The organism is Sphingomonas naasensis (assembly GCF_004792695.1).
Lineage (GTDB): Bacteria > Pseudomonadota > Alphaproteobacteria > Sphingomonadales > Sphingomonadaceae > Sphingomonas > Sphingomonas naasensis.
This window is the reverse complement of sequence record NZ_SRXU01000001.1, coordinates 823,419-842,575: the sequence shown is the minus strand read 5'-3', so window position 1 is coordinate 842,575 and position 19,157 is coordinate 823,419. Positions and strand designations below refer to the sequence as shown.

Here is a 19,157-nt window from a genome sequence, read left to right as displayed (position 1 = left end):
GATCCACGATGTTTCTCCGCCGCCCGATTTTTTTCTGCTCGGTCGGCGCCGCAGCGCGCCGATTGAGCGACGCGCGAAACCGCCTAAGTTCGACGCGCATCATCGTCGGGAGCCGTGCTTGATCTTCTTGTCTCGATCGTTGGTGGCGCTCGGCGCCCTGCTGGCGGCAACGCCGGCGCTGGCGCAGGTCCCGAAGCTGTTGCCGCTCCCCGCTGAACTACATGCGGGGCAGGGGCGCCTCGCCGTTACCGGCGCAACTGGCATCACGGTGCCCGCCGGCGATGCCGGGGCGCGGAATGCCGCCGAGCGCCTCTCGGTGCTGCTCGATGAATCGCGCGGGCTTCGGCTGGCGATCGGAACCGCCGGCAAGGGCGCTTCGATCCGCTTCGTCCGCGCCGCGACCGGCAAGCCAGAAAGCTATCGGCTCGACGTGACGCCCCGCGGCGCGACGATCACCGCAGGCGACGATGCCGGGCTGCTCTACGGCGCGGTGACTTTGTGGCAGGCGCTGACGCAGACGCCGGGCCGCGGCCCGGTGACGGTTTCGGCATTCGACGTCGCCGATGCGCCGCGCTTCGGCTGGCGCGGGCTGATGCTCGACAGCGCGCGGCATTTCCAGTCGCCCGACTATGTGCGGCATCTGATCGACTGGATGGCGGTCAACAAGCTCAACACGCTGCACTGGCATCTGGTCGACGATCAGGGCTGGCGGATCGAGATCAAGAAATATCCGAAGCTCACCGAGATTTCGGGCTGGCGCCATCCTGCCACCGCGCCGGGCGCGCCGCAACTCCCGAAGATCGGCGGCTTCTACACCCAGGACGAGATCCGCAGCATCCTTGCTTATGCTGCGCAGCGCAACATCACGATCGTCCCCGAGATCGAGATGCCGGGGCACGCGCTCGCCGCGATCCGCGCCTATCCCGAGCTCGGCACCGGCGTGCCGATCCCGCCGGGCACCGAGAGCGATTGGGGCGTGTTCCCGTGGCTCTACAATCTCGACGACAGCACCTTCGGCTTCCTCGAGGACGTGCTCGACGAGGTCATCGCGCTGTTTCCCTCGAAATTCATCCATGTCGGCGGCGACGAGGCGACCAAGGAGCAGTGGAAGGGCTCGGCGCGGATCCAGGCGCAGATGAAGGCGCTCGGCATCAAGGACGAGACGGCGCTGCAGGCCGCCTTCATGCATCGCATCGCCGGGCATCTGACGAAGCGCGGCCGCAAGCTGATCGGCTGGGACGAGATCCTCGAGGGTAATGAAGTGCCGCCCGACGCGACGATCACCTCGTGGCGCGGGATCGAAGGCGCGATCACCGCGGCCAAGGCCGGGCACGACGCCGTTCTGAGCCCGGCGCCGACGCTCTATTTCGACAACCGCCAAGGCTTCAGCGACACCGAGCCCCCCGGGCGCGGCAATCTGATCGACCTCAAGACCGTCTATGCCTTCGATCCGGTCCCCGACGCGATCCCGGCGGCGCAGCAGCATCATGTGCTCGGCGTGCAGGCCAATCTGTGGACCGAGCATGTCCGCACCGAGGCGCGCGCGGCATGGCAGACTTTCCCGCGCGCGTCCGCGGTGGCCGAGAAGGGCTGGTCGGCGAAGGGGGCGAGCGATTTCGGCGGCTTTGTCGACCGCGTGATCCCGCAGATGACGCGGATGCGCGACCTCGGGCTCAACGCCTCGTTCAGTGCCTTCGAGGTGCAGCCCAGCTATGATTATGCGCCGGGCAGCGACAGCGTGACCGTCACGCTCGCCAATCAGGCCGGCCTCGCCATGCGCTACACCGTCGATGGTGGTGCGGTGACCGCGAACTCGCCGGCCTATGCCGGGCCGTTCAAGGCGACGCTGCCGGTGGCGCTCAAGGCGGCCGCGTTCAAGGGCGACCGCGCGGTGCCCGGCGAGATCACGCGCACGATCACGCTGCAGAGCCTGCGCTGGCGCAGCGACGAGGCGCTCAAGACCTGCACCAGCCGCGTCGTGCTCGCGCTCGAGGACGATTATCCCGCCACCGGCAAGCGGGCGACGTTCGTCAGCGATATCTTCAACCCGTGCTGGCTGTGGGAGAAGGCGCCGGTCGGCGGCGCACGGCAGATCGCGATCACCGTCGGGCAGGTCCCGTTCAACTTCCAGGTCGGCAAGGACCGCGACGGCATCAAGTTCGAGGCACCGACGACGCCCGAGGGCGAGTTCGTCGTTCACGCGGGGACCTGCGAGGGGCCGCGGGTGGCGGTCCTCCCGCTCGCTCCGGCCGTCGGCAATCCGGGGCTGACCCGGCTGGTCGGTACGCTCGCGCCGCGCGCGGGCAACGAGACCTTGTGCATCCGCTACACGGCCAGGGGCGTGGAGCCGATATGGGCAATCGACGCGGTCGAGCTGGTACAGTGAGTGGTATGATCGGCGATAGTGTAACTCTGGTCGCGCCCTTTGCGGGCTGGCTCGCGCCGCTGGACAGCGTGCCCGACGCGGTATTTGCCGAGCGGATGATGGGCGATGGCTTCGCGATCGATCCGGTCGAAGGCCTGCTGCGCGCGCCCGCGGCGGGCGAAGTGCTGTCGGTGCCCGCGACGGCGCATGCGGTTACGCTGCGCCTCGACAATGGCGCCGAACTGTTGCTGCACATCGGGCTCGAGACCGTCGCGCTCGGCGGCAAGGGCTTCGACGCCCGGGTCGAGGCCGGCCAGCGCGTCGCCGCGGGCGATCCGCTGATCGCCTTCGATCTCGATGCGGTCGCCGAAGCGGCCAAGGCGCTGATCACCCCGGTGGTGCTCGCCAGCGAAGGCTATGTGCTGACGCTCGACGCGACCGGCCGGCTGGTCGAGGCCGGGGCGAGCGTCGCGCGGATCGCGCGCGCCGAGCCGCGCGAGGCAGCGCGCGCTGCCTCGGTCGACGAGCGGTTCGAGCGTGAGGTGATCGTCGCCGCCACGCACGGCATCCATGCGCGGCCGGCGGCGCGGATCGCCGCGGCGCTCCGGCCGTTCGTCGCCGAAGTCGCGCTGGTCGCAGGCGACAGGCGCGCCAATGCGCGCAGCACCGTGGCGCTGCTCGGGCTGGGCGTGACTTCGGGCAGCTGCGTGCGGATCGTCGGCGCCGGCGCGGATGCGCGTGCCGCGGTGGAGGCGGTTGCGGAACTGATCCTGTCGGGGCTGGGCGAGGAAGGCGCGGCAGCGCCCGCGGCGCCTGCGATCGTGACTCAGGGTCCGGTCTGCGCCTCGCCGGGTTTGGCGATCGGCCAGGCGTTGCAACTGCATGCCGCCGATCAGGCGGTTCCCGAATTTGGCAAGGATGCCGCAGCCGAGCGCGCTGCGCTCGACACCGCGCTTGCCGGGATCAGCGCACGGCTGGCCGGCGCGCGCGGTGCCGCGGCCGAGATCGCCGAGGCGCATCGCGCGCTGCTCGACGATCCCGAGCTGCTCGCCGCCGCGAACGCGCAGATCGCCACGGGCCGCAGCGCCGGCTTCGCGTGGCGCGCGGCGACCGTCGAGGCTTCGGCGGCGATCCGGGCGACCGGCGACGCGCTGCTGATGGAGCGTGTCGCCGACCTCAAGGACCTCGAACGCCAGGTGATCGCGGCGCTGCTCGGTACGGCGGAGGCGAGCATTCCGGCGCTGCGTCCGCACACGATCCTGATCGCCGAGGATCTGCTGCCGTCGCAGTTCCTCGCGCTGGACACCGTCAATCTCGCGGGTATCGCCACGGCCGCAGGCGGACCGACCTCGCACGTCGCGATCCTCGCCGCTTCCGCCGGTATCCCGATGCTGGTCGCGGCAGGCGAGGGCGTGCTTGCGGTCGCCGACGGTACCCCGCTGATCCTCGACGCCGATGCCGCGACGCTCACGATCGAGCCGGGCCCCGAGGCGCTCGCCGAAACCAGCGAACGGCTGTCCGCCGTCCGCGAGCGGCGTGCGCGCGAGGCGGCGGAGGCGCACGCGCCCTGCCGCATGGCCGATGGCAAGCGGATCGAGATCTTTGCCAATCTCGGCTCGGTGACCGACGCCGCCGCGGCGGTGGCAGCGGGCGCCGAAGGCTGCGGATTGCTGCGTACCGAATTCCTGTTCCTCGATCGCGCCACCGCGCCCGACGAGGACGAGCAGCGCGAGACCTATTCGCGGATCGCGGCGACGCTTGGCGAGCGCCCGCTGATCGTCCGCACGCTCGACATCGGCGGCGACAAGCCGGTGCCCTATCTGCCGATGGCCGGCGAGGAGAACCCCGCGCTCGGGCTGCGTGGCGTGCGCCTCAGCCTCGCCCGGCCTGATCTGATGCGGCTCCAGCTCCGCGCGATCCTGCGCGGCGTGCCCGCGGGCCAGTGCCGGATCATGCTGCCGATGGTCGCCGATCTTGGCGACTATCGCCCGGTGCGCACGCTGCTCGACGAGGTTCGCGCCGAGCTGGGCATCGCCGAACCGGTGCAACTCGGGGTGATGATCGAGACCCCCGCGGCGGCGATGCTGGCCGGCCAGATCGCCCGCGAAGCCGACTTCCTGTCGATCGGCACCAACGACCTCACCCAATACACGCTCGCCGCCGATCGCGGGAACGCGGCGGTCTCGCAGCGCGTCGACGCGATGCATCCGGCGGTGCTGCGGCTGGTTCGCGAAGTTGGCAAAGGTGCCGCGGCGGCGGGGCGCTGGGCAGGCATGTGCGGGGGGCTCGCCTCCGATCCGCTCGCCGCGCCGATCCTGATCGGGCTCGGCATCACCGAGCTTTCGGCGACCCCCGCGTCGATCCCCGGCCTCAAGGCGGTGGTCCGCAAACTCGATATGAACGCGTGCGTGGCGCTGGCGGAGAAGGCGTGCGACGCCGCGTCTCCCGCCGAAGTGCGCGCGCTCGCCCGTGAGGCACTGGCATGAGCTTTCGACCCGCCACCCTGCTCGCCAAGGCGCAGCCGCTCGGCCGCGCGCTGATGCTGCCGATCGCGGTGCTGCCGATTGCTGCGCTTTTGCTGCGGCTCGGCCAGGCCGACATGCTGAACATCCCGTTCGTCGCGGCGGCGGGTGAAGCGATCTTCTCCAATCTCGGACTGCTCTTCGCCGCCGGCGTGTCAGTCGGGTTGGCGCGCGAGAACCACGGTGCCGCGTCTTTGGCGGGCGTGGTCGCCTATCTGGTCGCGGTCGAGGGCGCCAAGGTGCTGCTGCGGCTTCCGCCCGATATCGCCGCGGCACCCGCGCTCGAACAGGCCGCGTGGCGGGCCAAGGAGATCAGCAAGCTGAGCGTCGCCGCGGGCATCCTGTCGGGGATCGTCGCCGGCGTGCTCTACAACCGTTTCTCGAACATCAAGCTGCCCGACTATCTCGCCTTCTTCGCCGGACGGCGTTTCGTGCCGATCGTCGCGGGGCTGGCGGGCCTCTTCGGCGCGGCACTGTTCGGGCTCGGCTTTCCATGGTTCGAGGCGGGTGTCGACACGCTCAGCAAATGGGTGCTCGGTGCCGGATCGGTCGGGCTGTTCCTGTTCGGGCTCCTCAACCGTCTGTTGTTGATCACCGGCCTCCACCACATCCTCAACAACATCCCGTGGTTCCTGCTCGGCGACTTCAACGGCGCGACCGGGGATATCAAGCGCTTCTTTGCGGGCGATCCGACCGCGGGCGCGTTCATGTCGGGCTTCTTCCCGGTGATGATGTTCGGGCTGCCCGCGGCATGCCTCGCCATGTACCGCAACGCGCTGCCCGAGCGGCGCAAGGCCGTCGGTGGCCTGCTGCTCAGCCTCGCGCTGACGTCGTTCCTTACCGGCGTGACCGAGCCGATCGAGTTCACCTTCATCTTCCTCGCGCCAGTGCTCTACGCCATCCATGCGGTGCTCACCGGCATCGCGATGGTGGTGATGAACGCGCTCGGGGTGAAGCTGGGTTTCGGCTTCTCGGCGGGTCTGATCGACTATGTGCTCAACTTCGGGCTTGCCACGAAGCCGTTGCTGTTGCTGCCCGTCGGCGCGGTCTATTTCTGGATCTATTATGCCGCGTTCAGCTGGTCGATCCGGCGCTGGGATCTGAAGACCCCGGGCCGCGAGACCGACGCGCCGGCGCCGGGACCGCAGCCGGTATCCGGCGAACGCGGGCCGGCGATCCTCGCCGCGCTGGGCGGCAGCGCCAATGTCCGCAGCGTCGACGCCTGCACCACCCGGCTGCGGCTCGTGGTGGGCGATTTCGCGGCCATCGACGAAGCCGGCCTGCGTGGCCTCGGCGCGCGCGGCGTGCTCAAGCTCGACAATGGCGCGCTGCAGGTGGTGTTCGGGCCGATGGCCGACCAGATCGCCGGCGAGGTGCGCGCGGCGATCGCCGAGGGACCCGTGGTGGCGCCTGTCGCGCCTGCCCTGGGCGTGGCGCCGGGCGCCGCACAATCGATCGCTGCACCGACCATTCAGGATTTCGATGCTGCGGCGATCGCGCGTGCGCTGGGCGAAGGCAATGTGCGGTCGGTGCGTGCGCGAGGCACGCGATTGCTGGTCGAGCTGGGCGATGTATCGAAGGTCGATCGCGCCGCACTGGCGCGCGGCGGGGTTCAGGCGCTGGTGATCCCGGCCGATGCCGGGCGGCCGCTGCACCTGATCGCAGGCGACGCCACGGCGGCGCTGGCCGCGGCGCTGCAGCCGGTCAGGTAGCGCGCTGGATCAGCCCGGCGCGATCGGCGGCGACCAGATCGGCATAGGAGACGCGGCCGGTCTCGCTCTCGATCCAGCATTCGGCCTCGCCATAGCCGCCCTGGCGCACCAGCACGACGGCGCAATCGCCGAACGGGCCGAACAGCGCCGTCACCGGTCCGCCGCGCGCGGAGGGCCGGTTCACATAGACTTCGGCAAAGGCGTTCATTGGCGGCAGATTCACGGCGGCGCCGTACATACTGTCCATAACCCCTCCCAGGTCCCCGTTTTTTCGCCACCGATCTGCGGCTCTGGGGCCGCTCGTTTTGGAATCGGTTGGACAGGTTTGGAGTATGCCGCACCCAATCGGCAGGTCAATGGACAAATTGGCCCGAAAAGGTCACGATCTGTCTAACCAATCTGTCGGACCCGGGGCTGGCGCGCCTGGCACGGGACCGCTAGGTTGCTGCGGGGGAAGGGGAGCGCCATTGGCACCAGGCATATCGCAGGCGGGCGAGGGACGGTTGGCCGACCGCGCCTATTCGCGGATCGTCGAGATCATCAACGGCGGCGATCTCGGCATCGGCGATCGGCTGCCCTCCGAGCCGCGGCTGGCCGAGATGTTCGGCATGTCGCGCACGGTGGTGCGCGAGGCGCTGGTCCGGCTCGCGGCCGACGGAATCACCGAAGCCCGGCGCGGCGCCGGATCCTATATCCTGCGCCGGCCCTCGGAACGGCTCGGCGCGCATATGCCGATGGCCGAGCTGTCGGCGACGCTCGGCACCTATGAAGTGCGCTTCGTGCTCGAGGCCGAGGCGTGCCGGCTCGCGGCGATGCGGCGCTCGCCCGAGCAGATGGAGACGATCCAGCGGGCGATGGACGCGCTGCGCGCGGCGCTGCTGTCGAACGGACCCGCGCACGAGGAGGATTGGGTGCTCCACCGCTCGATCTTCGAGGCGACCGCCAACCCCGCCTTCGTCGCTGCGTTCGACCATCTCGAAGAGGGGATCTACCGCATCCTCCGTGCCGGGGTGGACATCTCGCGCGCGCGGCCGGTCGAGGCGATCGGCGCGATGATCATCGAGCATGAAATGGTGGTCGAAGCGATCCGCGCGCAGGATGCCGACGGGGCGGCGCTGGCGATGCGCTGGCATCTCTCGCAGGGGCGGAAGCGGCTGATGCCCTGATAGGATAATCCTCCCTCGCGCAGCGGGGGAGGTGGCGCCGAAGGCGACGGAGGGGGCCTTTCCGCAAAGTCGTCGATCGAGGAGGGCCCCCTCCGTCAGCTTCGCTGACACCTCCCCCGCTGCGCGAGGGAGGATTTTGATTTAGCGCCAGCCGCCGCCGAGCGCCTTGTACAGCGCCACGGCCGCCTGGCCCTTGGCGGCGCGTGCCTGATCCGCACGCCGCTCCGACGCCAGCAGTGACTCGCGGGCGCGGAGCAGGGTGAGGCGGTCGTCCTCGCCTCTGGCCTGGCGCTTCTCCGCCAAAGCATAGGCGGCGCGCTCGCGCTCGAGCGCGGCGCCGGCCTCGGCTTCGGCGGCGCCCGCGTTGAGGAAGCGGTTGATCGCCGCCTCGCTGTCGCCCAGCGCGCCGAGCACGGCCTTTTCGTAGCGCGCGGCGGCACCCTGCGCGCGGGCGTCGGCAGCGCGAATCTGGGCGCGGATCGTCCCGCCCGAGAAGATCGGCCATGAGAAGCTCGGGCCGATCTGCAGCCGGGTGCTTTCCCCCGCGAACAGGTCGCCGGGCGTGCGCGCCTGCTGGCCGATGCTGCCGAACAGGCTGAAGCGCGGGAACAGATCGGCGGTGGCGACGCCGATATCCGCAGTCGCGGCGGCAAGCTCGCGCTCGGCGCGGCGGATGTCGGGGCGGCGCTCGAGCAGGTCGGAGCGGATTCCGACAAGGATCCGGTCGGGGCTGGCGGGCAACGGCGCGGGCTGGCGCAAGCGGGGCGCGACTTCCTCGGGCGCGGCGCCGACGAGGGTCGCGATCCGATAGGCCGCGGCGGCGGCGCGCGCCTCGACATCGGGCATCGCGGCGGCACTCGTCCGCGCGGCTGCTTCGGCGCGTTCGAGCTCGAGCTGCGAAGATTCGCCCACGGTGACGCGGAGGCGCGTGAGCCGGGCGAGCTCGGCGTCGGCGGTGGCGAGGGCCTGCGCGCTGGCGGCATCCGCCTGCGCCGCCCGCAGATCGAAATAGCTCCGTGCGACTTCGCCGATCAGGGTGAGCATCACGTCGCGCTGGCCGAACAGCGCCGCCTCGGCGCGCGCGTTCGCGGCTTCGATCTGGCGGGTGCGGCGGCCCCAGAAATCGAGCTCCCAACTCGCGTCGAATCCGAGATCGAACAGCCGGAACTCGCGATCGACGCCGGGGATGTTGCCGATCGGCAGCTGGCCGTTCTCGCTGAGCCGGTTCTCGGTTGCCGAGCCCTTGGCCTCGACGCCCGGCAGTCGCCCGCCCGCCACGGCGTCGCGATTGGCGCGCGCTTCGGCGAGCCGCGCCTCCGCTTCCTTCAAATCGGGCGCGCTCGTCAGCGCGCGGTGCACGAGCGCCGAGAGCTCGGGGTCGCCGAAGCTGTCCCACCAGGCGAGGTCGACCGCGCCGGGCGCGCCGGGTTCGAGCCACGGCGACTGGCTTGCCGCCGTGGGCGCGGGGCGCTGGTAATCGGGGCCGACGGTGCAGCCGGCGGCCAGCAGGGGCAGAGCGAGGAGAGACAGGCGGGGCATCGGTTACTCCATGCGCGCGCGGAACAGCCATGCCGACGCGGAGAGCGTCGCGCAGGCGATCAGCACGAGCGGCCAGAGCTGGTGGAACACGGCGGTGGCGGGCATCGCCTTGAGGAACAGCCCCTGGACGATGATCAGGAAATAGCGCGCCGGATCGATATAGGTGACGGTCTGGAGCCAGCCCGGCATGTTGTCGATCGGGCTCGCATAGCCCGACAGCAGGATCAGCGGCGTCATGATCAGGAACACGCCGAGGAATGCTTGCTGCATCGTCTTGGACGCCGCCGAGATCAGCATGCCCAGCCCGATCAAGGCGAGCATGTAGACGCTGAGCGAGAGGAAGAAGAGCGCGAGCGAGCCCTTGAACGGCACCCCGAACACGAGGGGCGCGAGGATCAGATAGAGGCTGCCGTTGAACATGCCGAGCAGATAGGGCGGCACCATCTTGCCGATCAGAATCTCGTGCACCCTGAGCGGCGAGACCATCAGCTGGTCGAACGTGCCCATCTCGCGCTCGCGCGCCACCGATTGCGAGGTGATCGCGAGGCCGGCAACCGAGGTGATGATCGCCACCAGCGAGGGCAGCGTGAACCAGATATAGTCGAGCGAAGGATTGTACCAGTTGGTCACGACGCTGCCGCCACCCGCAGCGCCGCGCGGCTGGAGATCGGCGCCGAGCCCGCCGACGATGTTGGTGAGATAGCCCGAGACGATCTGCGCCGCGTTCGAGCGACGGCCGTCGAGCACCAGCCCGATCGTCGCCGGCTGGCCCGAGGCGAGCTTGCGATCGAAATCCTCGTCGATCACCATCGCGGCGATCACCTTCTGGTTGTCGATCGCCGCGCGCAGCTCGTCGGTCGAGCGAAAGGTGCGGATGTCGCGGAAATTGGGGCTGCCCGAGATGCGCTGGACCAGCTCGACCGAATGCGCGCCCGAGCTGCGATCGAGCAGGCCGATATCGACATTGGTGACGTCGAGCGTCGTCGCATAAGTGAAGATGAAGAGCTGGAGGATCGGCGGGACGACCAGCACGACGCGCGACTTGGGATCGCGCAGCACCGCCAGCATCTCCTTGACGATCATCGCCCAGAGGCGGCTCAGCCCGCGTCCCATCAGTCGAGGCTCCTGCGGGTGACCCGGAAGGACAGCGTGAAGAAGAACAGCCCGAAGCCCAGCATCACGCCAATATTGGGGAGGATCAGCCCCCATTGATCGCCGGCGAGGAACACCGTCTGGAGCGAGGGGATCAGATAGCGCGCGGGGACGATATAAGTGATCGCCTGGATCGGCCACGGCATCGACGCGATCTCGAAGATGAAGCCCGAAAGCAGGAAGGTCGGCAGGAAGCCGGCGAGCGTGGCGATCTGGCTGGCGACGAACTGGTTCTTGGTCGCCGAGGAGATGAACAGGCCGAGGCCCAATGCAGGCATCAGGAAGGCCGAGGCGATCGCGAACAGGGTGAGCAGTGATCCGCGGAAGGGCACCCCGAACGCCCAGATGCCGATCGCGGTGCACATCGCCATCGAGCAGAGCGCGAGGAGGTAATAGGGCAAAAGCTTACTGACGATGAACTCGACCATCGTGATCGGCGTTGCCATCATCGCTTCCATCGTGCCGCGTTCCCATTCGCGCGCGACGACCAGGGCGGTGAGCAAGGTGCCGATCATCGTCATCACGATCGCTATCGATCCTGGGACGAGGAAATAGCGGCTCTTGAGCTCGGGATTATACCAGAAGCGCGCCGACAGGCTGACCGGCGGGCCGGCGGCGCCGGGATTGCGCTCGAGCCCCTCGGCGGCCGCCCATTGCGCGCGCACGCCTTCGCCATAGGCTGCGGCGAAATTGGCGGTGTTGGGCTGCGAGCCATCGGTGATGATCTGGATCGCAGGCGGGCGGCCGCGCTTCACGCCCGCGCCGAAATCGGACGGGATGACGATGATCGCGCGCAAGTCGCCGCCGACCATCTTCTCGCGCATCGGCTGGATCGTCCGCGCCATCGTCACTTCGAAATAGGGCGAGGTCTGATAGGCCTGCGCCAGCCGCAGCGCGGGGGCGCTCGAATCCTGGAGCACCAGACCGATCCGCGTCCGGCTGGTGTCGAGCGACACCGCATAGCCGAACAGGAAGAGCAGGATCATCGGCAGCACGAAGGCGATCAGGAAGGTGGAAGGGTCGCGCAGGATCTGCGCGCCTTCCTTGCGGACGAGCGCGGCGAGGCGGCGAGGGGAGAAGCCGCTCATGCTGCTTCCTTCGCTTCGCGCTTGCGGTCGAATTCCTCGATCAGCGCGATGAAGGCGTCTTCCATCGTCGGGTCGTCGAGCCCGGCGAGCTTGCCCGCCTGTGCCTTCAATTCATCGGGGGTGCCGGTGGCGATCTGCTCGGCGCGGTAGATCAGGGTGACGCGGTCGCAATATTCGGCCTCGTCCATGAAATGGGTCGTGACCAGCACGGTCACGCCTTTCTCGACCAGCCCGTTGATATGCGTCCAGAATTCGCGGCGCGTCACCGGATCGACCCCCGAGGTCGGCTCGTCGAGGAACAGCACCGGCGGCTCGTGCATCACCGCGCAGGCGAGCGCGAGCCGCTGCTTGAAGCCGAGCGGGAGGGTGCCGGCATTGACGTCGAGCTTTCCCTTCAACTCGAAGATCTCGATCATCGCCGCGATCGCACGTTCGGCGGTCTTGCGGTCGAGATCATAGGCGCCGGCGAAGAAATCCAGATTCTGGCGGACGCTGAGATCGCCGTAGAGCGAGAATTTCTGCGCCATATAGCCGAGCGATGCCCGGGCATCGGCGCGCGAGCGGCGCAGGTCGTGACCGGCGACTGCGCCGCTGCCGCTGGTCGGGGTGAGCAACCCGCACAGCATCTTGAAGGTGGTCGATTTGCCCGCGCCATTGGGCCCGAGCAGCCCGAAGATCTGCCCGCGCGGGATCTCGAAATGCATGTCGCTCGCCGCGACGAAATCGCCGAAGCGCTTGGTCAGTCCTTCGGCCGTGATCGCGCACTGGTCGTTCTCGGGGATGTCGCGATAGCGTTCGGCGAGCGCGCTGGTGCCCTTGGGGCCGCCGCCGAGCCGCTCGATGAAGCCATCCTCGAAGCGGGGCGGGGTGGGTTCGACCGTACCGCCTGCGGCATCGAGCGATTCCGGGGTGGGGGCAGGCGCGTCCTCGGCCATCAGCAGCCGCACCGATCGGCCCTGGATCGTCCCGTCGATCACTTCATCGCGGTCGAGCGTGCGGGTGAGGAAATGGCGGCGGCGGTCCTTGAAGCCGGTGACGCGGAACACCCGGTCGCCGACCTTGCCGGTCAGATCGCCTGGCGGCCCGTCGAACAGCAACTTGCCTTCGTTGAGCAGATAGACCGCGTCGCACTTCTCGGCCTCGTCGAGATAGGCGGTCGACCAGAGCACCCCGATCCCCTGATCGGTCAGGTCGCCGACCATCGCCCAGAGCTCGCGGCGCGAGATCGGATCGACGCCGACGCCGGGCTCGTCGAGCAGCAGCACCCTGGGCGCCTTGACCAGCGCGCAGGCGAGCCCGAGCTTCTGCTTCATGCCCCCCGAGAGCTTGCCCGCCAGCCGATCCTGGAAGCGCGCGAGATCGGTGAAGTCGAGCAGCCGGTCGAAGCTCTCCTTGTGCTCGGCCCTGGGCAGCCCGCGCACCTCGGCATAGAGAGTGAGGTTCTCGATCACCGACAGGTCCTCGTAGAGCCCGAAGCGCTGCGGCATATAGCCGAGATCGTCGAGCTTTTGCCCCGCCGGCGCGCCCAGCACCTCGACCTCGCCCCCGCTCGGCGCCATCAGCCCGGCGAGGATGCGGATCAGGGTGGTCTTGCCGGCGCCGTCGGGGCCGACCAGCCCGGTGACCTTGCCCGGTTCGATCGCCATCGACACGCCGTCGAGCGCGGTCAGCGCGTCGAAGCGCTTGACCAGATCGGTGGTGCGGGCGACGGGCCCGTCCATCCTGCTCAGTCCTCGTGGCGCGGGCGGGCGCCGACGACGCGGATGGTGACCGGCTGGCCCTGGCGCAGCGCATCGTCGGGATCGTCGACGATCACGCGCACCTGATAGACGAGGTCGGTCCGCAGATTCTCGGTCTCGACCGACTTGGGAGTGAATTCCGCGCGCGGCGCGATGTAGCCGATCGTCCCGCGATAGGTTTTCGGATTGCCGTCGGCGGTGACCTGCACCTTCATGCCCGGGCTGACCCGGCTGAGATCGGTCTCGGCGACATAGGCGCGCACGCGCATCGGCCGATCGATCGACAGGGTCAGCACGGTCTCGCCCGGCTGGACGATCGCGCCGGGTTCGCGCGCCCGCGTGACCACCGTGCCCGCGCTCGCCGCGACGAGCCGCGTGTCCGAGCGATCGGTGGTGACGCTGGTCCGTGCCGCCTGCGCGGATTTGAGCTCGGCGGCCGCGGCCTCGATGTCCTCGCGCCGCGTACCCGCCTGCAGTAGCGACAGCGCCTGACGGGCCTCGGCGAGCTGGGCAGCGGCGCGGTCGCGGTCGGCGCGGGTCTGCTCCCAGAGTCCCCGGCTGATCGCGCCGGGCTCGACCAGCGCCTGCCGCCGGGCATAGTCGCGCTGGGCGTTGTCATAGACCGCCTGCGCTGCGGCGACGCGAGCGCGTGCCTGCCCGATATCCTGCGCCCGGGCGCCGTTGCGCGCCTTGTCGTAGCCCGCCTGCGCCTGCGCGACCCGCGCATCGGCCTCGGCGACCCGACTCTCGATCGTCGCGGTGTCGAGCGTCGCGAGCAGCTGGCCGCTCGTCACCCGCGCGCCTTCGTCGACTCCGATCGCGGCGATCCGGCCGCCGACGCGGAAGCCCATATCGACTTCGCGAATATCGACATTGCCGAACAGGCTGAGCTCGGTCTCGGGACGCCCGGGCATCAGCCCGAAGCCGCGGGTGAAGATCCCGACGAGCAGGAGCACCACGACGACGGCGAGCACGATCAGGCGGCGTCGGTTCATTGCGGCTTCTCCGAAAGAATGCAGAGCATGTTGGCGCGCAGGCGCGCACGCAACAATCGGGATGTTTCCTCGTCGATCTGCTCGACCTGCAGCGCCCGGCACACCGCGGCGCGGCCCGCGCGCAACACCATCGCCTGGCCGAAAAGCAGGATCGCCATCGCCACTGCCTCGCGCGGGGCGAGATCGGGGCGCGCGCGTGCGATCAGCTCGATGAACGCGTCGAGCACCGGCTGCATCACCCGGCTGAACAGCCGATCGAATGCCTCGGTGGGGAATTGCTGCTCGCGGATGATGAAGCGTGACCAGGCCTCGGTCTCGGGACGCAGCATCATCTGGGCGTACCCGTCCAGAATCGTCGCAAGCGCCTCGATCGCCGCCGTGCGCGATTCCCGCCCCGCGGCGACGGCGCGCGCGACATTCTCACTCTGCAACGCGCGAATCGATGCGGCAATATGCTCCGCCGCGGCGAGATACAGGCCCTGCTTGCCGCCGAAGTGATAGGTGATCGAGGACATCGCCGTGCCCGAGGCGCGCGCGATCTCGCGCGTGCTCGCGCCATCGAATCCGTAGCGTCCGAACTGGTCGATCGCGGTGTCGAGAAGCATCGTCGAGACCATGTTTGCCCCGTCGTTCGTTCGAACGAACAGTGCATAGGCTTGCATATTTCCAGCTGCAACCCCTTTTAACGCTGGCGGTTCGCACCCGTTTGTCCGACTACGCGTTAATACTAGTGATTTTTCCACACTTTGTGATTATATACCGATCATTATGAAACTTGCTATCTGCTCCGCTCCGAAAGGGCGCCCGCGCGAATTCTGCGTCGACGAGGCGCTCGCCCAGGCGCTGCGCGTCTTTTGGAGCAAGGGATATGAAGGTGCGTCGCTCACCGATCTGACCGACGCGATGGGGATCACCCGTCCCAGCCTCTACGCCGCGTTCGGCAACAAGGAGGCGCTCTTCCGCAAGGCGCTCGACCTCTATGAGCGCGAGAAGCTCTGCTACATGTCGCAGGCGCTCGACGCGCCGACCGCGCGCGACGTTGCCGAACGGCTGCTGCGCGGCGCGCTCGAGATGCAGGCGAGCGATTGCGAGCCGCGCGGCTGCCTGCGGGTGATCAGCTCGGTCGCCTGCGGGGTCGAGGCCGAATCGATCCGCGACGAAGTGATCGCCCGGCGCAAATCGTCGATGGAGGCGTTGATCAAACGCTTCGAGCAGGCCGAGGAAGCGGGCGAGCTGCCCGATCACATGGATGCCGAGGGGCTCGCGGCCTATCTCGGGGCACTGCTCCAGGGCCTGTCGCTGCAGGCCGGGGCGGGGGCCAGCCGCGAGGAGCTCGAACGGCTGGTCGAGACCAGCCTCGCCGTCTGGCCGACGCGCTAGGCGCGCACCGGCCGCTGCGCCGCGCGGGCGGGCTTCGGCCGCTTGAACCAGAAGCTCCACACCGCGAGCGAGCCGAGCAGCATCAGCGTAAGGCCCGAGACCGTCATCACCAGTCGCCAGCCGAGCCCGCCCACCTTTGCCGCGTGGAGCGGATAGGCGCCGTTGAAGACCTGCGCGCCCCTGGGCAGCGCGAGCGCGTCGCGCGCGGCGAGGACATGGCCGTCCTGCGCGTCGATCCACAGGGTGGTGCGGCCATTGGGCAGCCATTCGCCGGCGCGCTTCATCCGGATGGTGATCGGCTCGCCGGGCTTGCGCGGCAGCGCGAGGATGCGGATCGTTGCGTCGGGAAAGCGTGCGTGGGCGCTGCGCAGGATCGGAGCCCAGTCGAGGCGCGGCGCGAGCGGCCCGCTCTTGACCTTGGGCGCCTTCAGTGACGTCGTCACGATGCCATAGCCGCTGAACGGCGCGACCACGGTTTCGGCCACCGGGCGGAAGATCATCATCGTGCCGGTGAGCGCCGAGAGAAGCAGCAAGGGCGCGACGACGATGCCGAGATCGCGATGGTGCATCACGATCGCCGGGCGGCTCAGCCGCTTCGGGAGCAGGCGGAACTTGAAGGTCCGGCGGGTGCGCCACCAGAGGATCGCACCGGTGATCACGAAGAGCAGCGCCGCGAGGCCGGCGATCCCGATCACCGTCTCGCCGGCATCACCGGAGAAGAGATGGTGGTGGAAGTCGAACAGCCAGAGCTCGGGCCGCTGCCATTGACTGGACCAGCGGGTGACGATCTCGCCCGTCTGATCGGCGTATAGACCGGCGCCTTCGCCGGTGCGCAACTGGTGCAGACCGAAGCGGTCACCCGCATAGACGATGCTCTGCGCGCCCGGCTCGGCGAGCAGCTTCGCGGTGGCGCGCGCGATCGCATCGGGATCGCGGACCAGCGCATCCCCGGCGTGCGGCAGCGCGATCCAGCTCTCCTTGTGGACTAGGATCGCGCCGCTCAAGCCGAGCAGCGCCAGCACGAGACCGATCAGCCCGCCGGTCCAGCGATGGAGAAGGTCGAGAAGCCGGATCAGAAGCGATAGTCCCAGCCGAGCGTGATGGTGCGGCCGCGGCCGGCGAAATAGCTGAGATTGTCGGTCGGCAGCCGGGTGTCGCTCGAATAGTCGATGTAGAATTTGTCGAAGAGATTCTGCGCGCTCAGGCTGATCGCGCCGATCCCGGTCTCATAGCGGACCGTCGCGTCGGTGATCGCATAGCCGCCGAAATCGTTGCGCGGATCGACCTTCGGGCCATCGAATTTGCGCGAGAGGAAGAATTGCGTCTGGAGGCGCGCCGAGAGCGGGCCGCGGACATAGCTTGCCGCGAGGTTGAGCCGATCCGGCGAGATGTTGGTGCCGTCGAGATCGGTGTCGACCTTGCCGTCGGGCACCGTGTCGCTGTCGTAGCGCCCGTCGAGATGGGCATAGCCGATCGAGACGCGGGCACCCGGGATCGGCAGCGCCACCCCCAGATTGATCTCGAGCCCCTCGATCTCGGTGCGCAGCCGCTGGACGTCGAAGATCCGGTCGGGGCGGGCGATGAGCAGCTGGCCCTTGTCGCTCGACGACCAGAAATAGGCGACGCTGGCATCGAGCGGGCCGCGCTTCACCTCGAGGCCAATCTCGCGGTTGTTCGAGACGATCGGGCTGATGTCGAGATAATTATCGAGGCTGATGCCCTGATCCCGGATCGCGCGGGTGATGCGGCCGACATCGGGCATGGTGAAGCCCTCGGCATAGCTGACATAGGCGCGGATGCCCGGCATCGGCTCGACGATCACGCCGCCATTGAGCAGGGCGTCCTGGAAGGTCGGCCTGCCGCCGGCGACCGCGACGCCGCCGAAGGTCGCCGGATTACGACCGTCATAGGTAGTCGAGGCGAGCGTGTGGAAATCGTCGATCCGGATCGCGACATTTTCCCAGCGCACGCCGCCGGCGAGGCGGAGCTTCTTGTCGAACAATGCGAGGTTGAGCTGGCCGAACGGGGCGAGGCTGCGGAAATCGGCGGGTGGCACCCAGATGCGGTCGGTGGCGATCAGCCGTTGCTCGGTCGAGTCCCAGAGCGCGTCGAAGCCGATGATCGCAGTGAGCGCCTCGAAGCCGGGGACCCCGCGCTCATAGCTGATCTTGCCGCCATATTTACGCGAGCGGTTCTCCGATTGGTCGAACAACGTGCCGACCGGCGCGATTACCGGATCCTGGAAGGTGGCGATCGGCGCGAGCTCGCCGCCGAAGGTGTCGTGGGTGCGATTCCAGAAGATCTGGCTGACGAAATTGCCGCCCCACAGGCTGGTGTCGGTGAGCGACAGCGCGAGGCTCTCGGTGCGGCTGGCGGCGGGCTCGCCCGGAGGCGTGCCCTTGACGGCGCTGGTGGGAATGCCGAGCGCGCGGTTGCCGGGAAGCGCGACGAAATCCCCGTCGCCGTCGAGCTGGAAGCGGCTGGCGATCAAGTCGATCCGCGCGGTCTCGCCGAGTTCGTAGCCGAAGCGGCCGAACAGCGACCAGCTGCGCGAATCCTGCGTCTCGCCCTGCGTGAGGTTGAGGCCGATGCGGCGGCCCTCGCCGTCGAAGAACACACCGCGCCGGTCATAGGCGGCGCCGACGCTCGCGTCGAAACGGCCGGCCTTGTACTGGACCAGCCCCGCGGCCTTGCCGCCCAGCCCATCCTTGTGGAAGTCGCTGTCGGCGGTGCCCTGGAGCAGGACGCGGCCGGTGAGCCCTTCGGTCCTGGGCGCGCCGACGGTAACCTGATTGACGATGCCCCCGGTGCCGCCGATGCCCTGCAGCGCGTTCGAGCCGTAGATCAGCTCGACCCGGTCGACGAAGAAGCCGTCGATCGTGAAGCCGTCGCGGCTGCCGTCGCGCAGCGGAGTCGATTGCGGGATGCCGTTGATCGCATAGAGCGGCGAGCGGCCGCGCAGCGTCTCGCCCGCGCCCGACAGCTTCTGACGGGTAGGGGAGAAGCTGGGGGTGAGAGTCGACACCGCGTCGGTGACCGAGCCCGAGATCGCGATCTGCTGGTCGAGCGTCGCCTTGTCGATGATGTCGATGGTTAGCGGCAGCGCGCTGGGCGGCAGCACCGAGCGCGCCGCGGTGACGACCACTTCGTCGCCGGCTCCGGAATCCTGTGCCGGGTCTTCCCCGGGCGGCTCCGTCTGTGCCCAGGCGGGCTGGATCATCAGCAGCAGCGCGACACCCGCGAGCAGCGGTCGCCGGTAATCTTTCGAACGCATCTTTACCCTTTCGCTCACGCGCAGCCCGGTAGGCGTGGCGCGGGGTTATTGCAAGTCAGTTGCAATTGCGATGCGAGAAGGTGCGAAACGTTCGCAATGGGATGGGCCTGAGCGGCGGTCTTTACGCTTTGCTTATGCCGTGCCCGATCTTCCCCGTGGAAGCTTAACCCGCCTCGGCACCATGTCGCTCGCCATCGGCAGCCGGAGCGAAGCGAGTGCGTGCGA

General features: G+C 68.8%; 14 protein-coding genes. 5 read left to right on the top strand and 9 right to left on the bottom strand.

Annotated elements, in window-relative coordinates; all coding sequences use genetic code 11:
- Window positions 1–118 precede the first annotated feature (118 nt).
- Genes E5A74_RS03900 through nagE form a run of 3 tightly spaced genes read left to right on the top strand, consistent with a single transcriptional unit; the run spans window position 119 to window position 6,599 of the window.
- Window positions 119–2,386 (top strand): beta-N-acetylhexosaminidase, encoded by a 2,268-nt coding sequence (locus tag E5A74_RS03900; RefSeq protein ID WP_135982919.1) that lies wholly within the window; start codon window positions 119–121, stop codon window positions 2,384–2,386.
- A gap of 5 nt (window positions 2,387–2,391) precedes the next feature.
- Entirely contained in the window at window positions 2,392–4,851 is a 2,460-nt protein-coding gene (ptsP, locus tag E5A74_RS03895; RefSeq protein ID WP_135982918.1) for a phosphoenolpyruvate--protein phosphotransferase, read from the top strand.
- The gene (gene nagE / locus E5A74_RS03890; RefSeq protein WP_135982917.1) at window positions 4,848–6,599 is read left to right on the top strand and encodes an N-acetylglucosamine-specific PTS transporter subunit IIBC; all 1,752 of its coding nucleotides are present in this window, start codon (window positions 4,848–4,850) and stop codon (window positions 6,597–6,599) included. Before ptsP ends, nagE begins: the two co-directional genes overlap by 4 nt.
- Here the strand turns inward: nagE and E5A74_RS03885 are convergent.
- Window positions 6,592–6,846: a hypothetical protein gene (locus tag E5A74_RS03885; RefSeq protein WP_135982916.1), complete on the bottom strand. Its 255-nt coding sequence runs from the start codon at window positions 6,844–6,846 to the stop codon at window positions 6,592–6,594. The genes nagE and E5A74_RS03885 overlap by 8 nt on opposite strands.
- Window positions 6,847–7,066: 220 nt before the next feature.
- Between E5A74_RS03885 and E5A74_RS03880 the strand changes: the two genes are divergently transcribed.
- Window positions 7,067–7,765 (top strand): FadR/GntR family transcriptional regulator, encoded by a 699-nt coding sequence (locus E5A74_RS03880; protein ID WP_240699630.1) that lies wholly within the window; start codon window positions 7,067–7,069, stop codon window positions 7,763–7,765.
- A 141-nt stretch (window positions 7,766–7,906) separates the two neighbouring features.
- Here E5A74_RS03880 and E5A74_RS03875 read toward each other — a convergent pair whose 3' ends face one another.
- The 6 genes from E5A74_RS03875 to E5A74_RS03850 are packed head-to-tail and all read right to left on the bottom strand — an operon-like array spanning window position 7,907 to window position 14,883.
- Window positions 7,907–9,304 carry an efflux transporter outer membrane subunit gene (locus E5A74_RS03875; protein ID WP_135982914.1) on the bottom strand — a complete coding sequence of 466 codons (1,398 nt, stop codon included), beginning with the start codon at window positions 9,302–9,304 and terminating at the stop codon, window positions 7,907–7,909.
- Window positions 9,305–9,307: 3 nt separating this feature from the next.
- On the bottom strand, window positions 9,308–10,417 hold the full coding sequence (locus E5A74_RS03870) for an ABC transporter permease (RefSeq protein WP_135982913.1): 1,110 nt from the start codon (window positions 10,415–10,417) through the stop codon (window positions 9,308–9,310).
- A complete protein-coding gene (locus E5A74_RS03865; RefSeq protein WP_135982912.1) occupies window positions 10,417–11,544 on the bottom strand; it encodes an ABC transporter permease in 1,128 nt (375 codons plus the stop codon). Before E5A74_RS03865 ends, E5A74_RS03870 begins: the two co-directional genes overlap by 1 nt.
- A complete protein-coding gene (locus E5A74_RS03860; protein ID WP_135982911.1) occupies window positions 11,541–13,265 on the bottom strand; it encodes an ATP-binding cassette domain-containing protein in 1,725 nt (574 codons plus the stop codon). Before E5A74_RS03860 ends, E5A74_RS03865 begins: the two co-directional genes overlap by 4 nt.
- A gap of 5 nt (window positions 13,266–13,270) precedes the next feature.
- Window positions 13,271–14,278, bottom strand: coding sequence for a secretion protein HlyD (gene hlyD / locus E5A74_RS03855; protein WP_135982910.1), 1,008 nt, complete (start codon window positions 14,276–14,278; stop codon window positions 13,271–13,273).
- Window positions 14,275–14,883, bottom strand: a complete 609-nt coding sequence (locus tag E5A74_RS03850; RefSeq protein WP_166745589.1) for a CerR family C-terminal domain-containing protein — start codon at window positions 14,881–14,883, stop codon at window positions 14,275–14,277. Before E5A74_RS03850 ends, hlyD begins: the two co-directional genes overlap by 4 nt.
- A gap of 163 nt (window positions 14,884–15,046) precedes the next feature.
- Between E5A74_RS03850 and E5A74_RS03845 the strand changes: the two genes are divergently transcribed.
- Window positions 15,047–15,658, top strand: coding sequence for a TetR/AcrR family transcriptional regulator (locus tag E5A74_RS03845; RefSeq protein WP_135982908.1), 612 nt, complete (start codon window positions 15,047–15,049; stop codon window positions 15,656–15,658).
- On the opposite strand, the gene E5A74_RS03840 is transcribed toward E5A74_RS03845, so the two are convergent.
- Window positions 15,655–16,731: a PepSY-associated TM helix domain-containing protein gene (locus E5A74_RS03840; protein ID WP_135982907.1), complete on the bottom strand. Its 1,077-nt coding sequence runs from the start codon at window positions 16,729–16,731 to the stop codon at window positions 15,655–15,657. The two genes, E5A74_RS03845 and E5A74_RS03840, sit on opposite strands and share 4 nt — an antisense overlap.
- The gene (locus E5A74_RS03835) at window positions 16,731–18,878 is read right to left on the bottom strand and encodes a TonB-dependent receptor (protein ID WP_420822481.1); all 2,148 of its coding nucleotides are present in this window, start codon (window positions 18,876–18,878) and stop codon (window positions 16,731–16,733) included. Before E5A74_RS03835 ends, E5A74_RS03840 begins: the two co-directional genes overlap by 1 nt.
- Between the last annotated feature and the right edge of the window lie 279 nt (window positions 18,879–19,157).